This is a genomic window from Paenibacillus sp. S-12, from assembly GCF_030363895.1.
Lineage (GTDB): Bacteria > Bacillota > Bacilli > Paenibacillales > Paenibacillaceae > Paenibacillus_B > Paenibacillus_B alvei.
Genome location: NZ_JASIUF010000026.1, coordinates 431,033 through 448,762, shown reverse-complemented (window position 1 = coordinate 448,762; position 17,730 = coordinate 431,033). Strand labels below are relative to the sequence as shown.

General features: G+C 49.0%; 15 protein-coding genes and 1 pseudogene. 2 read left to right on the top strand and 14 right to left on the bottom strand.

Annotated elements, in window-relative coordinates:
- From NO352_RS24670 to ptsG, 5 genes are all read right to left on the bottom strand, one after another.
- Nucleotides 1-786: alpha/beta fold hydrolase (locus tag NO352_RS24670; protein WP_289356997.1), on the bottom strand; the 786-nt coding region annotated here is incomplete at its 3' end.
- A gap of 78 nt (nt 787-864) precedes the next feature.
- Nucleotides 865-2,085, bottom strand: a complete 1,221-nt coding sequence (locus tag NO352_RS24665) for an aminotransferase class I/II-fold pyridoxal phosphate-dependent enzyme (RefSeq protein ID WP_289356996.1) — start codon at nt 2,083-2,085, stop codon at nt 865-867.
- Nucleotides 2,082-3,089, bottom strand: a complete 1,008-nt coding sequence (bioB, locus tag NO352_RS24660) for a biotin synthase BioB (RefSeq protein WP_268621305.1) — start codon at nt 3,087-3,089, stop codon at nt 2,082-2,084. Before bioB ends, NO352_RS24665 begins: the two co-directional genes overlap by 4 nt.
- A gap of 83 nt (nt 3,090-3,172) precedes the next feature.
- The gene (gene bioD, locus NO352_RS24655; protein ID WP_289356995.1) at nt 3,173-3,952 is read right to left on the bottom strand and encodes a dethiobiotin synthase; all 780 of its coding nucleotides are present in this window, start codon (nt 3,950-3,952) and stop codon (nt 3,173-3,175) included.
- A gap of 595 nt (nt 3,953-4,547) precedes the next feature.
- Nucleotides 4,548-6,182, bottom strand: a complete 1,635-nt coding sequence (gene ptsG / locus NO352_RS24650) for a glucose-specific PTS transporter subunit IIBC (RefSeq protein ID WP_289356994.1) — start codon at nt 6,180-6,182, stop codon at nt 4,548-4,550.
- A 261-nt stretch (nt 6,183-6,443) separates the two neighbouring features.
- Here ptsG and NO352_RS24645 point away from each other — a divergent pair, with 261 nt between their 5' ends.
- Nucleotides 6,444-6,566 carry a hypothetical protein gene (locus NO352_RS24645; protein WP_289356993.1) on the top strand — a complete coding sequence of 41 codons (123 nt, stop codon included), beginning with the start codon at nt 6,444-6,446 and terminating at the stop codon, nt 6,564-6,566.
- Nucleotides 6,567-6,667: 101 nt separating this feature from the next.
- Here the strand turns inward: NO352_RS24645 and NO352_RS24640 are convergent.
- Both NO352_RS24640 and NO352_RS24635 read right to left on the bottom strand, forming a co-directional pair.
- Nucleotides 6,668-7,285: pseudogene (locus tag NO352_RS24640) on the bottom strand (PTS transporter subunit EIIC); the annotation flags it as partial.
- 209 nt (nt 7,286-7,494) lie between these two features.
- Nucleotides 7,495-8,370, bottom strand: a complete 876-nt coding sequence (locus NO352_RS24635; RefSeq protein ID WP_289356992.1) for an ROK family protein — start codon at nt 8,368-8,370, stop codon at nt 7,495-7,497.
- Nucleotides 8,371-8,697: 327 nt separating this feature from the next.
- Between NO352_RS24635 and trpB the strand changes: the two genes are divergently transcribed.
- Nucleotides 8,698-9,858, top strand: a complete 1,161-nt coding sequence (gene trpB, locus NO352_RS24630) for a tryptophan synthase subunit beta (RefSeq protein WP_268598927.1) — start codon at nt 8,698-8,700, stop codon at nt 9,856-9,858.
- A 74-nt stretch (nt 9,859-9,932) separates the two neighbouring features.
- Here trpB and NO352_RS24625 read toward each other — a convergent pair whose 3' ends face one another.
- The 7 genes from NO352_RS24625 to NO352_RS24595 all read right to left on the bottom strand — a co-directional run bounded on the left by NO352_RS24625 (nt 9,933) and on the right by NO352_RS24595 (nt 17,572).
- The gene (locus NO352_RS24625) at nt 9,933-11,291 is read right to left on the bottom strand and encodes an ABC transporter substrate-binding protein (protein WP_289356991.1); all 1,359 of its coding nucleotides are present in this window, start codon (nt 11,289-11,291) and stop codon (nt 9,933-9,935) included.
- Between the two features lie 45 nt (nt 11,292-11,336).
- Nucleotides 11,337-12,689: an ABC transporter substrate-binding protein gene (locus NO352_RS24620; protein ID WP_171418475.1), complete on the bottom strand. Its 1,353-nt coding sequence runs from the start codon at nt 12,687-12,689 to the stop codon at nt 11,337-11,339.
- 80 nt (nt 12,690-12,769) lie between these two features.
- Nucleotides 12,770-13,534: a hypothetical protein gene (locus tag NO352_RS24615; protein ID WP_289356990.1), complete on the bottom strand. Its 765-nt coding sequence runs from the start codon at nt 13,532-13,534 to the stop codon at nt 12,770-12,772.
- A 21-nt stretch (nt 13,535-13,555) separates the two neighbouring features.
- Complete coding sequence (locus NO352_RS24610; RefSeq protein WP_289356989.1) at nt 13,556-14,290, bottom strand: hypothetical protein; 735 nt, start codon at nt 14,288-14,290, stop codon at nt 13,556-13,558.
- A gap of 21 nt (nt 14,291-14,311) precedes the next feature.
- A complete protein-coding gene (locus NO352_RS24605) occupies nt 14,312-15,085 on the bottom strand; it encodes a hypothetical protein (RefSeq protein ID WP_289356988.1) in 774 nt (257 codons plus the stop codon).
- Nucleotides 15,086-15,276: 191 nt separating this feature from the next.
- Nucleotides 15,277-17,013, bottom strand: coding sequence for a DUF4179 domain-containing protein (locus tag NO352_RS24600; RefSeq protein ID WP_289356987.1), 1,737 nt, complete (start codon nt 17,011-17,013; stop codon nt 15,277-15,279).
- Complete coding sequence (locus NO352_RS24595) at nt 16,961-17,572, bottom strand: RNA polymerase sigma factor (RefSeq protein ID WP_289356986.1); 612 nt, start codon at nt 17,570-17,572, stop codon at nt 16,961-16,963. Before NO352_RS24595 ends, NO352_RS24600 begins: the two co-directional genes overlap by 53 nt.
- Between the last annotated feature and the right edge of the window lie 158 nt (nt 17,573-17,730).

Here is a 17,730-nt window from a genome sequence, read left to right as displayed (position 1 = left end):
GCCGCTTGCCGCTTGCGCCCGCTGCTGTGCAGCAAGCGGGCATACGCTGTCGTCCGCGCCATGCAGCCAGAGAAGGCGCGGACCATCCGGCGCGTCGGTGAGACGCGCCCAAGCCCGCTCCAGGTCGGCCTGCTGCAAGTAGGCCAAACCCGCATCAAGCCCCGCGGGCGTAAAGTCCTTGCCGATAGCTGCCGTGTGCTGCGCCAGCCAGCAACAGCTATCGGCGCTCGCGCGCTCCGCCGCAGATGGGATACACTCCGCGAATGCGCGGAGTGTATCCGCTGGCGCAGCTTGCGCCAATCGGCGGCGCATGCGCCGCACGACACGGTCTGGCCAGCCAGCCCGACCGGTGTCGTCAATAAAGCGCAGCGTCGTTCCCGTCAGAATGACGCTGCGTACAGCCGGCGGGCAGGAATCAGCAGCAATGTGCCTGCTGATTCCTGCCCCTTGTTCCTTCCGCATCCGCTCCTGCCCAGCCTCCGCTTCCGCTTGCCAAGCTGCCAGCGCCTCCAGCAGCAGCATCCCGCCCATTGACCAGCCGACTGCATGCCACTCTCCGTCGGGTTCTTCCAAAAGAGGGCGGTAAACCGCATCAAGCAGCGACGAAATCGAGCTGGAACCCGCATATGATACATAGCGATGTTCAAATTCCGGAAGCAGCTTAGCGAGCCTCGACCATACAGAAGATGACATCCCCCAGCCATGCACCCACAAAAGCTTAGGTCTTGGCGACGGTGCAAGCTGTGCCTCTCTCCTCTCATTCGCCGGCTCTTGTCTGTCCATCATGCCCAACCCTCTCTATCTTGCTTCGTAAAATATAACGAATTCAATTTTTCCCCAATAGTCCAACGCAAGCTAACCATCCTACAGCTCATCCGCAATACGCACGACTGCTTCTGCCGCTGTTGCCAAGTCCTCATCCGTATGCAGCGGAGACGGTGCAAATCGTATGCGCGCCGTGCCTTCTGGCACAGTAGGCGGTCGAATGGCCAAGCCCGCAACGCCCGCTTCAGCCAAGCCTTCACTTACCGCTACCGCCCTTCGATCAGAGCCCAGCATCACCGGCACAATATGACTGTCACCTTCCCCTGTATCCAGACCTCCTGCCTGCAATCGCGCACGGAAAAGCGATGCCTTGCGCATTAACGCCGAGCGCGCCTCTTCTGCGGCCCGCACCTCTTGCAGCCGCGCACGTACTAGCGCTGCAACGAGAGGCGGCAAACCCGTATTATAAATAAAGGTTCTCGCCTGATTCACCAAATAACGAATGACAATATCTTCAGCGGCAGCATAGGCACCGACCGCACCGAAGGCCTTGCCAAACGTTCCCATCATAATATCTACACGCTCATGGATACCAAGTGCATGACAGAGCCCTCTTCCTTCAATCCCATATACGCCGCCGCTATGCGCCTCATCCACCATAAGCATGGCACCATAGCGTTCCTTCAACGTTGCCAGCTCTGCCAGCGGAGCAAGCGTTCCATCCATGCTGAATACAGCATCCGTCACAATAAGCTTGCGCGCCGCCCTGCCTGCCCCTAGCGCGCCAACTGTCCATTTCTTCAGCTGATCCTCCAGCCGATTCAAATCACGATGGGGATATCGAATATGTTCTGCACGACTGAGCACAATCCCATCTACAATGCTGGCATGGTTAAGCCGATCACTGAACACCGCGTCATGGCGACCGACGAGCGCAGGGATAATTCCTGCATTCGCCATATAGCCGCTCGATAATACGAGACAGGCCTCCGTTCCCTTGAACTCCGACATTTCACGCTCTAGTGCTGCATGATGGGGATCATGGCCTGTAATGAGGCGCGAGGATCCGGAACCGATCCGCAAACCGGGCTCCCCTAGCAACCTTGCTTCCTCGTTCAACGAGTTCCACAGAGCATCGGATATCCATGGGTACAGTCCTAAGTAATAGTTGGAGGCTAGATTAAGCATCCTCTTCCCTTCGCGCATCATCCAGCCGTCTTCCAGCCATACGGTCTGTGATAACCAACGAAGTCGTCCTGCCTGTTCCCGTTCCGATAATTGAGCCCGCATCCATGACCAGCGATCAGAGCTGACGGTCATAGGGCGCATCGTTCAATTTCGAAGCCCAGATCCTCGATCATCCGATGATCATCCGTTGCTTCTTGTCCTTCTGTCGTCAAGTAATCCCCAACGAAGATGGAGTTGGCTGCATATAGAGCCAGTGGCTGCAAAGAACCAAGGTTTACTTCACGACCGCCGGAAGCACGAATCTCCTTCGAAGGACAGACAAAGCGGAACATGGCGAGCGCCTTCAAGCAACGGCGCGGATCCAAATCATGCAAATGAGCTAGTGGCGTACCTGGAATAGCATTCAAAAAATTAACTGGTATCGAATCCGCATCCAGCTCACGCAAGGAGAAAGCGACATCAACCAACTGCTCGTCTGTCTCCCCCATTCCCATAATGACCCCGGAGCATGGCGACATGCCTGCCGACTTGGCTGTACTCACCGTATGTACCCGATCCTCATACGTATGTGTGGATGTGATATGAGAATAATGATCAGAGCTTGTATTCAAATTGTGATTGTAGCGATCAACACCGGCCTGCTTCAGCCGAGCTGCTTGTTCGGGTGAGAGGATCCCTAGGCACGCGCATATTTTCATCGGCATCGTCGATTTAATTTCCTCGACAGCCGCTACGACCTGATCCAATTCCCGCTTCGTCGGCCCACGCCCACTGGCTACGATGCAGTAGGTTCCCACCTTCATCTCCATCGCTTTGCGCGCACCATCTATGAGCGTATCCTTTTCCAGCATGGTGTACTTCTCGATAGGCGCATCGGATCGAATCGACTGCGAGCAATACCCGCAATCCTCCGGGCAATGTCCGCTTTTTGCGTTAATAATCAGGTTCAATTTCACTTTGTTGCCAAAAAAGTGGCGCCGCACCTGATACGCCGCATCCATAATGGCTAGCAGCTCATTATCATCCGCACGGAGCACAGCGAGCGCCTCCTCACGCGTCAATGCCTTTCCTTCGATAGCTTGATCTGCCAGCCCGCGCCAATTTATGTCCTTCACCTTCACCAACTGCTCCTTCATCCCCATCTCTCCCTTACAGATCATTATCCTAATATGGATTTATCCTTACATTCGTCGCTTCATTCCCGTAAAAATCCCATTGTTTATGCCCGTTCCTGAAGCCAAGCTGTCATCTTCTTCATGTGGACAAAGGATGCAAGCCAACGCTGCCTCCACGCCGTCCAGGCTGCCGTTTCCATGGCACGAGCATGGCTAGGCTGTACCAGCCAAGGAACAATCCCGCACACAGGCACTTCAGCCATTGCCTCAATCATTCTTGCATTTTCCGCAAGCTCACGGTCATCCGCCAATGCCGGTGGCCCGCTGAATACGACTGCCAGATCTGTAATTCCTCTTTCCCGTGCATACTGCACCGCTGTTACCGTATGACTTACTGTGCCTAAGCCCGATGAAGCCACGAGCAGCACGGGGAGACCTAGTTCACGAGCGGCATCAGCCATCGTATGCGCCGCATTGAACGGTACAGCAATCCCTCCAGCCCCTTCGACTAGCAAAAAGGAATCATCCTTCTGCCGTCCGCGCCCTTCCTCCAGCAAACAGTCGAAGGAAAATTCAATTCCTGCCCGCTCAAACGCCATCCATGGTGCCAGCGGGTCTTGCAATGTCCAAGTCGCTACCTCTTCTTCTGGAATATGTAACAGTCCACTCCCCAATCGCAGGCGATAGCTGTCTGCTTCCGGATCCCCTAAGGTCACGCCGCTCTGTACGGGCTTCCAGATCCGAATTCGGCGCCGGCAGATTTCATGATAGTACGCTCCGATTCCTGCGGTCACGATGGTCTTCCCTATTCCAGTTCCTGTGGAAGATACAAATAATCCTCTTGCGGTATGTTGTTTCCCGTCTGTATGCGAATGTGAGCCCATAGGTAGAACCTCTCTTGTGTAAACCATATTCTAAATTATTAAGTTAACATTTCAAAAATACATTTTACATGATGATTTGTTGAAGGACAATCATTTGTTAACTATTGAATAAATTAACATAGTTAACGTTATCGTTATATTTCGATCCCCCCATTCACCCCATTCCTCTATGGATTAACCTTGTTTCACTATCCCGCTTGCTCAGTTGCCCAGTTTGCTCTTTTGATGATTTCCTCCCCTGAGTGAAGGGGATAGCGCCGGCCGCAAAGGATTTACATACTGAAACGATGAGAAAGGCTGTTCAACTCATGCGCAACATAAATACCCCCACAACCATGTTGTGAGGGTACAAACACTGCGAACAGCACAGGAACATGCCTGCGATCCGATTGCAGTGGATAAATATAGCCGCAATCTTTGAGAGGATGCAACCGTTAGTCTTCCAATATCCTTTTCCGTGCTGATTTCTTCCGTATCCTTTTCTGTAGACACTACCGTCTTTATCCGTATCCTTCTCCGTTGATTCTACTGTTTTCCTTCTGTATCCTTCTCCGTTGATTCTACCGTCTTTCTTCTGTATCCCTCTTCGTAAATACTAACCTCTTTTTTCTGTATTCTTTTCCGAGGTTGGCTCACCCTCTTTATCCTCGCGTCCGATTTCCATATCACGTCGATTTGCTGCACCGACATCGTCAGGCTTAAGCTCCATCGATTCCTGCGTAATGAGCTCATTAATCTGATGCTTAATGGTTTCAGAGCGCGTGCCGAATATCGCCTGTACGCTGTTGCCGACCTCAAGAACCCCTGAAGCTCCAAGCTCCTTCAGTCGATCCTTGTTCACATCGCCGGAATCCTTCACCTGTACACGAAGCCGCGTAATGCATGCATCGAGGGAAGCGATGTTCTCCTTGCCGCCAAGCGCATTCAGAATGCCTCGCGGCAGTTCATTGGAGGCGGTGGCTCCCGATGCAGCGGCTGCTGCTGGAGCAGTAGCTTCACGTCCGGGTGTTCGCAAATTGAACTTGCGAATCGCAAAGCGGAAACCAAAGTAATAGATTACAGCAAGTACAAGCCCGACCGGAATAACGAGCCAGTAAGGCGTCCGATTTTGCAAGACGCCAAACAGCAGGTAGTCAATGACTCCGCCCGAGAACGTCATACCAATTTTCACGCCAAGCAAGTGCATCGTCAGGAACGAAATGCCCGCAAACAACACATGTACTGCAAATAAGAGAGGAGCTACGAATAGGAAGGCGAACTCGAGCGGCTCTGTAATTCCTGTCAAAAAGGAGGTTAGCGCTGCCGAGCCCATCAAACCTGCTACTATGGCTTTGTTCTCCTTGCGCGCCTCATGATAAATCGCCAATGCAGCGGCCGGAAGTCCAAACATCATGAACGGGAATTTACCTGCCATGAAGGTACCAGCTGTTAAGGGCACTCCATCTTTCAACTGGGCGAAAAATATTTTCTGGTCGCCGCGAATGAGCTGTCCCGCCTTGTCCATGTATTCCCCGAACTCGAACCAAAATGGGGCATAGAAAATATGATGCAGCCCAAACGGGATCAGTGCCCGCTCACAAATACCAAATATGAACGCGGCCAGCGCCCGGTTCGAATCAAGCAGCGAATGCGAGAAGGTATTCAAGCCGTGCTGGACAGGCGGCCAGATGAATACCATGATAATGCCGATAATGAGCGAGGTAACAGCCGTTATAATCGGAACGAAGCGCTTGCCCGCAAAGAAGCCTAAATAAGAAGGCAGCTCGATCTTGAAAAATCGCTGGTACAGTACGGCGGCGACGATCCCGATTATGATCCCGCCGAACACGCCCGTTTGCAGAGTCGGAATACCTTGAATCGTAGCATAGGCCGAATTGCCAGCCACAACGTCAGGTGTAACGTTCATCATGACCTTCATCGTTACGTTCATAACAAAGTAACCAACGATAGCCGCCAACCCCGCTACCCCGTCTCCGCCAGCAAGACCGATGGCAACGCCAACCGCGAACAAGAGAGACAAGTTATCGAATACGATGCCTCCCGCTTGCTCCATGACGTTCGTGATGACACTGACTACACTATTTCCAAGCCAAGGCAGTCTCGCAATCATATCCGGATTGCGCAGCGCATTGCCGATGCCAAGCAGAATACCTGCCGCTGGCAGGATGGCAACAGGCAGCATAAGCGCCTTGCCGACCTTCTGCAACACGCCGAACGCTGATTTGAACATAGATTTCATCCCCTCATCTAATCAAGGTATGTAAGTACACTAAGTACGCCTTACCTTTCCCTAGTGCAGGAAAAAGTATGCAATCCGATGTCAAGTGCCATGGAAACGCTTAATAATTTCTTCAAAACAAACACCTCTTCCATATGTATAATTTATACAAATCTCATAGTAATGAGAGTATAACTAAGCTATCATTACTAGTTAATATTAGAATATGATCAATAGCACTTAAAATAATTTAAAAGTCAAAGGAGGCTTTTTATGAAGATTAGAACCAGAATTTGGGATTATGTTGTGGTGTTTGTGGTTATGCCTGTACTGCAGCGCAAAGAAGCCCAGGGATTTTTCATCCTTGGGCTTCTTGCAATTAGGGGTTCTCAATAATCTCCTTAAACGGAAATTTATCCCGATTAATCTTTTTTCATTCAAATTAAGAATGCAAAAAGTACAAATCAGACAGAAGCGCATTTAAAATGGGCGGAGAGTATGAAACTTTTATCTCTAATACCAAAAGGGTCTAATAGAAGCGAGAAGGTATTCAAGCCGTTCTGGACAGGCGGCCAGATGAACACCATGATCATGCTGATAATGAGTGAGGTAACAGCCGTAATAATCGGAACGAAGTGCTTGCCCGCAAAGAAACCCAAATAGGAGGGCAGCTCTATCGTAAAAAATCGTTGGTACAGTACGGCTGCGACGATCCCGATTATGATCCCGCCGAACACGCCCGTTTGGAGGGTCGGGATGTCCTGAATCGTAGCATAGGCCGAATTGCTTGCCACAATGTCGGGTGTCACGTTCATAACGAAATAGCCGACGATAGCCGCCAAGCCGGCTACCCCGTCACCGCCAGCAAGACCAATGGCAACGCCAACTGCAAACAGCAGGGACAAGTTGTCAAATACAATGCCCCCCGCTTGCTCCATGACATTCGTAATGACACTGACTGCACTATTTCTGAGCCAAGGAAGTCTCGCAATCATATCCGGATTGCACAGCGCGTTCCCGATGCCAAGCAGAATACCTGCCGCAGGCAAGATGGCGACAGGCAACATAAGCGCCTTGCCGACCTTCTGCAACACGCCGAATTCTGATTTAAACATAGAATTCATCCCCTCATTGGACAAGGTATGTAAGTACATCTCACCTTTTCCCAAGGAAGCGAAATGTATGCAGCCATTGCCAATGAGGGGACAATCTCATGCTCATACAATCAACCTCATCTACAAAAAAAAGCCGCCGGACACGGTTGTCCGACAGCTTTGCCATCCCACTTCTATGATGCGGCATGTATGGATGAATCCATCACATCCTATTTCAATGCTTGTACTGCAAGTGCTAGCGCACCTGTAATTCCTGCACGATCCTGCAATGCTGGAGGCACGATGTAATCCTCGTTCACTTCCAAAATAGCAGGATGCTGAACGTATCCGTTCAACAGTGTCTTCACCTGCTCGCGAATGCGCGGGAACAGATGAAGCTGCTTGGAGACGCCGCCGCCGAGAATGATTTTTTCCGGAGAAATCGTCAAAATGTAGTTCATGAGCGCTTGAGCTAAATAGAAGGTTTGAAGCTCCCAAGCCTTATGATCCTCGCCCAATTGATACGCCTTCACGCCCCAGCGCGCTTCAATTGCCGGACCTGCAGCAAGGCCTTCCAAGCAATCTTTATGGTACGGGCATTTGCCCTCATACGTATCTTCTGGATGACGCTTCACCATAATATGACCCATCTCTGGATGAAGCAGCCCATGAACCAGCTTGCCCTCCACGACAGCACCTGCGCCAATGCCTGTACCTACTGTGATGTACAAGCAGTTGTTCAAGCCTTTGGCCGCTCCGAATGTCGCTTCGCCCAATGCCGCTCCGTTCACGTCTGTATCAAAGCCAATCGGCACATCGAAATGGCGCTTCAAATGCCCAACAACATCGTATCCGCTCCAATGCGGCTTAGGTGTTTTTGCGATATGTCCATACGTAGGACTGTTCGGATTCAGATCTACTGGCCCAAAGGAACCAAAGCCAATGCTGCTAACTCCTTTATCTTTAAAGAACGCAACCGTACGATCCATCGTCTCTTCCGGTGTCGTCGTCGGGAACGATTCGATTTGTTGAATTTGTCCATCTTCGGTACCGACACCAACGACAAACTTCGTGCCTCCGCCCTCAATAGCGCCTAACAATTTCATGTTTTCTCCCTCACCTTCTCAAGCCTGACTTTATCTGTCTCGTTCAGAGGAGATCCCTCATATGCCAGCTTATGATCGCGCTTACGAAAATCGAAAACGCAAATCGTAAGACAACGTTTTCATCATATTGATTATATCATTAGGTCATTCATGTTCCAATCATATGTCGCACATCATCTAAGATTCGGACACACATCCTGAGCTTTATACCCTTTTTCGTCTCTGTAAAGAGCTGATGCATCAGAAATAACATTAGACTTTAACACGATAGTGCGATAAAATATGAACAAATTATTGCTAATCATTGGAACCGAGGGGGTAATTCACATGACCGTATCAACAGAACAAGGCAGGTTCGGGCAGTTCGGAGGAAGCTATGTACCGCCCCAATTGCAAGGGGTATTGGAGCGTCTCGCAGAAGCCTTTTACAAGTACAAGGACGACCCGGAATTTATCCAAGAATACAATATGTACGCACGCGAATACGTAGGTCGTGACAATCCGCTCACCTATGCGAAGCATCTGACAGAGAAGCTCGGCGGTGCCAAGATTTATTTGAAGCGCGAGGATTTGAATCACACCGGTTCCCATAAAATCAACAACGTGCTTGGGCAGATTCTGCTCGCTAAGCGCATGGGCGCACACCGCATCATCGCGGAAACAGGAGCAGGCCAGCACGGTGTTGCGACAGCAACGGTATGTGCCATGTTCGGCATGGAGTGCATCATTTACATGGGAGCAGAAGACATTCGCCGTCAGGCACTGAATGTATTCCGTATGGAATTGCTTGGAGCCAAGGTCATGTCGGTCTCAAAGGGGCAAGGACGATTGAAGGATGCGGTGGATGTAGCACTGGATGATCTGGTGGAAAACTACGCATCTACGTTCTATCTGTTAGGTTCTGCTGTCGGGCCGCACCCGTTCCCGTCTATCGTGAAGCATTTCCAATCGATTATTAGTGAAGAATCGAAGCGCCAAATCGTGGAGAAAGAAGGTCGTCTCCCAGATGCCGTTATCGCCTGTGTTGGCGGCGGCAGCAATGCAATCGGCGCTTTCGCCCATTATATTGAGGAGCCATCAGTACGTCTAATTGGAGTCGAGCCAGATCAAGCGCCAACCTTAACAAAGGGTGTGCCTGGTGTACTGCATGGCTTCAAATGTCTTGTCTTGTTAGACGAGGAAGGCAATCCTGCTCCAACTTACTCCATCGCAGCAGGCTTGGACTACCCGGGTATCGGACCCGAGCATAGCCACTTGAATGAGTCCGGCCGCGCGGAATATGTGACGGTAACGAATGAAGAAGTGCTTGAAGCCTTCCAAGTGCTGTCAAAGACAGAGGGCATTATTCCTGCACTCGAGAGCGCACACGCAGTTGCTCATACATTAAAGCTCGCGCCAACGCTTAGAGAAGAGCAGATCATCATCGTCAACATCTCCGGTCGCGGGGATAAAGACGTCGAGCAAGTATTCCATATGCTGAATAAGTAAGACTAAGGTAGGATACCTATCCTACGCAAACAAACAGCCATAGTCCGTTCTCTACGGCTATGGCTGTTTCTGCTTTATTTGTTCTTGCGGGCAAGATCCAGCTTCGCTTGCGCCTGCTGCTCCAGATCCGCAATCGCCTGATCCAATGTCATCTTATCTCCGGCTACAGCATGCAGCGCTTCATTCAACAGCGGCTCATACGCCTGATAGAAGCTGTCCGGAATGTTCTTCTTCCACTGCTCGTTCGTATGATGCTTCGATGGCTTCAGCATATAAATGGATTCAGCGCCTCTTTCCAAACTTCTCGGGATATATCCCGTCCGCGCTGGTAAATCACTTCTTCCTGAACGGGATATGATCTTCGCCATCCCTGTGCCGTTCATGAACTTGACGAGCTCCCAAGCATCATGTTTATTTGCCGAATCGGCAGCAATGGCGAATATTTGCGTGGCAGAGATTCTATTGGACTCATCTGCGTGCGCCGGATTGATTGGGGCGGTCACCATGCCCCAATTTATCTTGGAAGAAGACCCGCCAATGTGTGCTGCAAAGGACGAATCATTGAGAATCATCGGGGATTCCCCATTAACGAATTTGTTCATGGCCAATATATAACGCGATCCTGGATCGCCGCTCTGCTCTGGCGGGCGAACGGATACCGCCTTTTTCTTGATCGCATCGACCGTTAACTGAAACGCTTGCTTCCAGCCTTCGGACTGCAGCAGCACCTTCTTGCCTTCCGCATCGAATAGCTGCAAATCCCTCGTAGCTGCGACTTCCTGCAATACATCAGAAGCTTGATTATCAATCAATCCATAGGAAGCATCTTCATCCGTCCTGCCGTTATGGAATCTTGCAGACAATTCAAAGAGATCCTTCCACTGCATTTTGTTGACCGGCAGATCAATACGTTTCTCCTGGAACATATCCGCATTGTAGTATAAGTACCGAGCCCTGAGCGTGGGAGCAAGCCCAAATAGAGAACCGTTTCCCTTCTCGCGCAGCATGTCGATCAAACCGGGCATATAACCATCCAAATCGAATTGTTCCTGCTTGATCACCGATTCCAAATCATACAGCTTGCCCATGCTGGATAAATGCTCGTACTCATCCAGATTGAGAACGAGGACGTCCGGCTTCTGGCGCTCCATCATGCGCTGCAGCTTTTCCTGCGGGCTTAATTTGTCCGATGCGTCTTCTTCTTCATTCCCCGACTGGATGATCTCAATTTCAATGTCCGGGTACTGGCTTTTAAATAACTGGCCGTACTTGTTATGGAAGTCCTCCACATAGGGATAATACACCTTCAGCTTCCCGTTGCCTTCACCGCCAAGCCCATCTGGTACGGACTTACTCCCGAAGCATCCACTTATGACCAGGACGATGCTGAGCAGAAGCAGTACAGCCGCCTTTCGTTTTCCGGTTCGCCTCATTTCTCCACTTCACTTCCCCTTTACACGCCTATTCATCGATCTCTTTTATTTCACTTTGTCTTGGCGCACCTTCTGAAGCGCTGCCTGTGCCTTCTGCTGTAGTTCTGCCAAGGCCTCATCCACGGTTTTCTCTTTGTCAATGATGGCCTTCAATGCTTCCTCCCGCAAAGGAGAGTATGCAGTGTTAAAGTCACTTGGAACTCGCTTTATCGCCCACTCGTATTTCTTATTTTTTATTTGCAAGGCATAGAAAGCTTCTGTACTCTTGCCCTGAATCGACTTGACGAATCCGGTTCGCGTCGGCAGCTTATAGTAGATGGCAGAGCTTGCCTTCGCCATCTCCGGTCCGTTGACGTACTTTACAAATTCCCAGGCGGCCCGCTTATTGCTCGAATGCTCGTTAATGGCAAAATACTCATAGGGCCTTGCACTTGTCGTTTCATTTGGGTGGGAGGGATCAATAGGAACCGGAACCATGCCCCAATCCATCTTGCTTGCCTTCTTGTTTTGCGGATCGCTAAACTCGCGAATAAAGCCTGAGCTGCCGAAGGTCATGGCCGCGTTGCCTTGCAGGAAGAGATTGTCGGCCGCTAGGAGAAAACTCGAATCTCCCGGTTTCTTAACCTGCAGTGCACGAGTGCGTATTGCATCCGCCACCATTTGATAGGCCTGCTTCCAACTCTCTGATTCGAGCAGGATATTCTCCCCCTTGGCATCGAATTCCTGTAGGCCCCATGTGTCCGCTATGCGATTCAGCATCCCAATTGCGTCCTCATCGCCAGCATATAGCCCAGGCATTCCCGTATCTTCGAAACGCACAGCCAGATCGAACAGATCCTTCCAGGTCATGCCGCCTTTGGGCAGATCTATTGCATTCGCTTTGAATAAATCGGCATTATAGTAGAGCACTTCCGTAAAGAAAAACGGCGGCAGGCCAAATAGTGCGCCTCCTCCCTGCTCTCTCACCATATCAATCAAGCCTGGCATGAACCCTTCGAGATCGAATTGCTCCTGCTTGATGATCGACTCTAGATTGTATAATTTGCCGTCCAATGCGTACTCTTCATAACTTGGAGCTGATAGAGTCAACACATCTGGCTGCTGTTCATCAATCAGCTTCGTTAATAGCGTCCCATAATCAACACCTTTTTGGATTTGCATCTGCTGGTATAATCCCTTGGTCTCGACCACTTCGATGTCGATATTCGGAAATTTGAGCGTAAATACATTTCCGTATTCTCGAAAGAAATCACCCTCATCAGAGTAAAGCACCTTTAATTTGCCATGGCCATCTTTTCCGAGCTCCTCCAGCACAGGCTTCGGTCCGAAGCATCCGCTCACCAGAGCCATAATGCTTACTAGAATCGTACCTTGCTTCAACCACGAACCCCATCGCATCTCGCCTATCATTCTCCTTTACTTCCGAATCCAAAGCCGCAGGCAACCCGTCCTGCAGCTTCTGCCGGCCTTAATCCCTATCATTTTTTAATCATCGTTTTCGCGAGCTCGATCAGCTCTTCCTTCGTCAATGGATTACCGGGATTCGTGGCAATGGTAAATCTTATCCCTTTCTCCCTCCATGACACCGAATTTCTAACGAATTGAGGATACTTCTTCTTTGTTTCTGCATCATATTCGTCAGCAGATTTGTAATTGAACCCTTCGTCTTTGGCATCCTTTCCTAGCTCTAGCGTGAAGAGTTCCATGAACAACTTATCATTTCCTTTGGCGTACTCCAGCTTGATCTCTCCCACCTCTGGCGATTCTATCTTTTTGGAATACACCACTTTGCCTTTAGCTTCCGCTTTCACTTGTGCCTCAAATTTCTTACGATCGATTAAATTCTCGATTTCTCCTTTGACAAAGATATATCCCTCCGGCATGCCCCCTGGCTCCTGTAAGATAGGCCCCATTAATTTAGAACTATATTTTTCGAAGTCTTCATACTTGGAGAATGTCGGGAAATTTGTATAGTATAGAAACTCACTTCCGCCATTCAGCTTCTTATCGCTGACATACACGAGATAAACATCTCCAGGATTTTTTTTGAGCTTTACTATCCTTGCCTTCTCCGCTTCGATCATTTGCTTTTTCTCTGCATCAGTCGGCGCTTTGGCTGCTGCCGTCTTGAGCGCGATGCTGTTGCTTGATTGCGACGACGCTGCCTGTACAGCAGCGCTCATGGAACCTAGCAGCAGGATGCTGCAAAGTGTAGCGATTGTTACTTTCTTTGTGTTTTTCATGGGTAATGCTCCTCTCCAGAACTATTTTTTAATCATCGTTGTCGCAAGCTTCATTAAATCTTCCTCCGTCAATGGATTCTCGGGATTCACAGAGAGGAAAAATATTTTTCCGTTCTCCGACCAGGTAACTTGATTTCGATCAGTATGTAAGCTATCTGCGGCGGATTCGTATGTGTATTCTTTAGCCTCCTTCTCTTCGCTATAATCCGTTTGCATGTGGAGAATGATATTATCTTTTCCTTTTTTGTACTCCAGTTTGATCTCTCCCGCTTCCGTCCATTCCATCTTTTTGGAATATACCACTTTGCCTTTGGCTTCAGCCTTCACTTGTGCCTCGAACTGTTTACTGAACGAATTTTGGATTACTCCTTTAACAAAGGAATATCCTTCTGGCATCCCCTCTGGCTCCTGTAAGATAGGCCCCATTAATTTAGAACTATATTTTTCGTAGTCTTCATACTTGGAGAATGTCGGGAAATTTGTATAGTATAGAAACTCACTTCCGCCATTCAGCTTCTTATCGCTGACATACACGAGATAAACATCTCCAGGATTTTTTTTGAGCTTTACTATCCTTGCCTTCTCCGCTTCGATCAGTTTCTTTTTCTCTGCATCAGTTGGAGCCTTGGCTGCCGCCGTTTTGAGCGTAATGCTGTTGCTTGATTGCGACGATGCTGCCTGTACAGCAGCACTCATGGAACCTAACAGGAGAATACTGCAAAGTGTAGCGATGGTTACTTTCTTTGTGTTTTTCATGGGTAATGCTCCTCTCCAGAACTATTTTTTAATCATCGTTTTCGCAAGCTTGATCAGTTCTTCCTTCGTCAAAGGATTCTCCGGATTTGTGGAAATCGTGCAGCTTACTCCTTTCTCTGTCCATGACAGTGAATTATTGATGTCTGGAAGGATTTCATTCTTTGGCTGTTTAGCATTTTCTTTGGCCTTCTCGTCGGCAGACTTATACTGGAATCCTTCTTTAGATTTCTTTTCCTCTCCGTTTTCTATCTTTCTCAGACTCAGCACCAATTTGTTTTTGCCATTGGCATATTCCAGCCTGATCATTCCCGCTTCATCCCATTCTATCTTTTTGGAATACACCACTTTGCCTTTGGCTTCAGCCTTCACGTGCGCATCGAACTGTTTAAACGGATTTTGGATTACTCCATTTACGAATTTATATCCTTCCGGCATCCCTTCTGGCTCCTGAATAACTGCTCCCTTCAATTTAGCTGTCCAGTTCTTGTAGTCTTCATATTTTGTGAATTTTGGAAACTCCGAAGAATATAAAAACTCACTTCCGCCATTCAGTTTTTTATCACTGACATATAGAATATAGAAATCCCCCGGATTTTTTTTGATTTGAAATACTTTTTTCTTCTCCGCTTCGAACATTTTCTTTTTCTCTGCATCAGTTGGAGCTTTGGCTGCTGCCGTCTTGAGCGTGATACCGTTGAATGATTGCGACGACGCTGCCTGTACAGCGGCACTCATGGAACCTAGCAGCAGAATGCTGCAAAGGGTAGCGATTGTTACTTTCATCGTATTTTTCATTAGGTTATTCTCCTCTCTAATTCAAACGATATTGGATGTTTGTCAGGCCGCACTGCAAGTTATGGGATCCCTTAGGCGCAAGCCTCTATCCTAATTAACACAGCAGCCCTCATTTTAGTTCACTAATTTGGAAGGAATGCAAAAAAATGCTGCCCTTACGTCATATCCTGACGAGGACAGCATCGTTCATCCTATTGCAACTTTATTTTCAAATTCCGATCCCAATGTCGAATGTAGAACTCAAATAAGTAAATCTCTGTTTCGTTTCCCTTAAATCCACGATACACGTTTACGTACTTGTTGGAATTCTCCCAATCGAGCCAGTTCTCCTCCCATTGGAAAAACAGGACTTTCCCAAATATTCTCTCGTCTCCCTGTTTCATATACGTCTGAGAAACGCCGCTGAACTTTAAATTCTCGCTCTCGTTCTCGACATACAGATCACCGTTTTTGGTATAGTAGGTTACTTTGACCGGATAACCCTCTACGTTCACAAGCGTTTCTTTCTTTTCATCTGTAATAGCTGTCAACTTGATTGGCTTCTTATAGTCATTTATCTTCTCAATCTCACGTTCCAACAACAATTCTACCGGCATATCCGCGGTCAACCGCAGATCGGGCCTTACCGGAAACTCGAACACTTGCCGATATCCATAGAGCGGAGTATCGAAGTATTCCAATGTCAACTCCCACCCTTCAAGCTTACGTCCGTTCACCAGCAATGAAACTGATCGGTATGGAATTCCGTGGAATACTTTCTTATTCTCCACCTCCAATTTTATCGCTGTCGGCCTGATAATCAGCTTGCGGAGGATCGAGTCCCCTTGAGACGTGTGGAGCGGAATGTTTAATTCCCGGGTCACTGACGCCTTCATCGCCTTCTCCTTGTTCAAGGTGAACATGCCGATATTCCATTCTCCCTCGATATGACTTCCCTTCACGCCGTACACAAATTCGAATGAATTGCCGCCCTGCAGTAGTTCGTCCGAGCTATAGCCTTCTTGTACACCCCATTCTGGATGCCCATCAATCTCGATCGTTCTAGTCGACTTATCGCCTGATCGATTTACCACTTTCCCTTCCTTTTTCACCACAATTTGAGGCCCAACGATGTTGAAATTCGAATTATCCGTGTAGGACACGGAATATTTGAGGAGTGCTTGCCCTTGTCCGCCTTTTACAAACTGCACCTTCAATTCCTCAATCCCACCATTATGAACCGGAAAAGTCTGTACCTCCGCCTTGTGCGGATCCAAATCGATTGGTACACGAACGTAGTCATACGCTTGCAGCCCACGCGCAGACAATTGCACATTCGCTTCATTGCCGGGAACCGTCCAGGACGTCTCGAAGAAGCCATTGTAGGTTCGGCTTTCTTCATCCCATTTATCCCAATAATATCCATCCCTCCAGTGGTAGTTCAAATTCACTCTCTTCACATAATCCAGGCTTTCAATGGAATTTCCTTTCTCGTCTTTGAAATCAAATTGGTCGAATATCCATTTCCGCTCCTGCTTATCCCCTGTATTCAAGCTGTATAACAGCGTGGTTCCATTATCGTCGGACACCGCCGTATCGATAGCGAATGTGACGCCGCTATTCGTAACCTTCTTATTGATCGGTTGCCCAAATCCATGCTGGATCGCTGATTCCACACCTTTCAGATTTTTAAAATCCCACTTCATGGTAATATAGGCGAGAACTGGAGTGGCCAACAGCACAAACGCAGCCAATGACAGCACAGCCAACCTGCGCCCGCGGAACAACGGCTTCGTCTGTAACGGTGTGGCCGACGTTCCTTGTTCGTCCTGCTCACTTCTGGCCGCCTCAATCCGCATCCACATCGCCTCGAAGTCCGGGTAGGAGTGGCTGCCTTCATCGCCCAGCTGCTGAGTAAGATTCGTTGCTTCGTTTGTTTTTTTCTCCACGTTCCTCACCATCCTTTCTCCCCAAGCTACTGTTCCGCTTGACTGATTGCTCATCCGGCAGCTTCAAATCATCATCCAGCTCGTCCAATATGACCCTCATCATCTTCAATCCTCGGTTCAACCGGGATTTCACGGTTCCCACCGGAATATCCAGAATATCCGCGATGTCGGCAAGCGGCAGATCGTTCGTATACCGCAGAGTGATGACAATGCGGATTTTGTCAGGCAGCTTCGCGAGGCGCCGCTTCCACTCGTCCTCTGACTCCTTCTGTTCGACTACAGTTAAAATAGAAGGCTCCACCTGCTCCCGTTGGAACAAGAGCAGCATCTTCTCCTTCATCCATCTCGACTTGCTCCTGCGCAAGTGGTTCAGGCAATGATTGACCGTAATCCGCATAAGCCACGTCTTGAGAAACTCCACCTGCTCCCATCCCGACGTGAGCGCCTTCATAAACACCTCTTGGCAGACGTCTTCCGCATCCGAGGCATTGCGCAGCATATAGTAGCAGGTCCTGTACACATCTCTGTTGTATTTTTCGAAAAATTCCCTGTCCGTCAACAGGTTCTCCACCTTTCCTACACATCGCTAGTTGCTGCTCCCCTTGAACATGCACTACTAGATTAACAACTATCTTCTATAAAAGGTTCATTTATTGGATAAATGGGGTAAAAAATTTAGCACCTAATGAAATCTCGGCAAATTGCCGATATAAGAAG

Bases quoted from the DNA above. Each gene is read 5' to 3' on its own strand.
- trpB (WP_268598927.1), top strand. From the start codon at position 8,698: ATGACCGTATCAACAGAACAAGGCAGGTTCGGGCAGTTCGGAGGAAGC.
- NO352_RS24620 (WP_171418475.1), bottom strand. From the start codon at position 12,689: ATGCGATGGGGTTCGTGGTTGAAGCAAGGTACGATTCTAGTAAGCATT.
- bioD (WP_289356995.1), bottom strand. From the start codon at position 3,952: ATGGGCTCACATTCGCATACAGACGGGAAACAACATACCGCAAGAGGA.
- NO352_RS24665 (WP_289356996.1), bottom strand. From the start codon at position 2,085: ATGACCGTCAGCTCTGATCGCTGGTCATGGATGCGGGCTCAATTATCG.
- ptsG (WP_289356994.1), bottom strand. From the start codon at position 6,182: ATGTTCAAATCAGCGTTCGGCGTGTTGCAGAAGGTCGGCAAGGCGCTT.
- NO352_RS24635 (WP_289356992.1), bottom strand. From the start codon at position 8,370: ATGAAATTGTTAGGCGCTATTGAGGGCGGAGGCACGAAGTTTGTCGTT.
- NO352_RS24610 (WP_289356989.1), bottom strand. From the start codon at position 14,290: ATGAAAAACACAAAGAAAGTAACCATCGCTACACTTTGCAGTATTCTC.
- NO352_RS24645 (WP_289356993.1), top strand. From the start codon at position 6,444: ATGAAGATTAGAACCAGAATTTGGGATTATGTTGTGGTGTTTGTGGTT.
- NO352_RS24615 (WP_289356990.1), bottom strand. From the start codon at position 13,534: ATGAAAAACACAAAGAAAGTAACAATCGCTACACTTTGCAGCATCCTG.
- NO352_RS24625 (WP_289356991.1), bottom strand. From the start codon at position 11,291: ATGAGGCGAACCGGAAAACGAAAGGCGGCTGTACTGCTTCTGCTCAGC.
- bioB (WP_268621305.1), bottom strand. From the start codon at position 3,089: ATGAAGGAGCAGTTGGTGAAGGTGAAGGACATAAATTGGCGCGGGCTG.
- NO352_RS24605 (WP_289356988.1), bottom strand. From the start codon at position 15,085: ATGAAAAATACGATGAAAGTAACAATCGCTACCCTTTGCAGCATTCTG.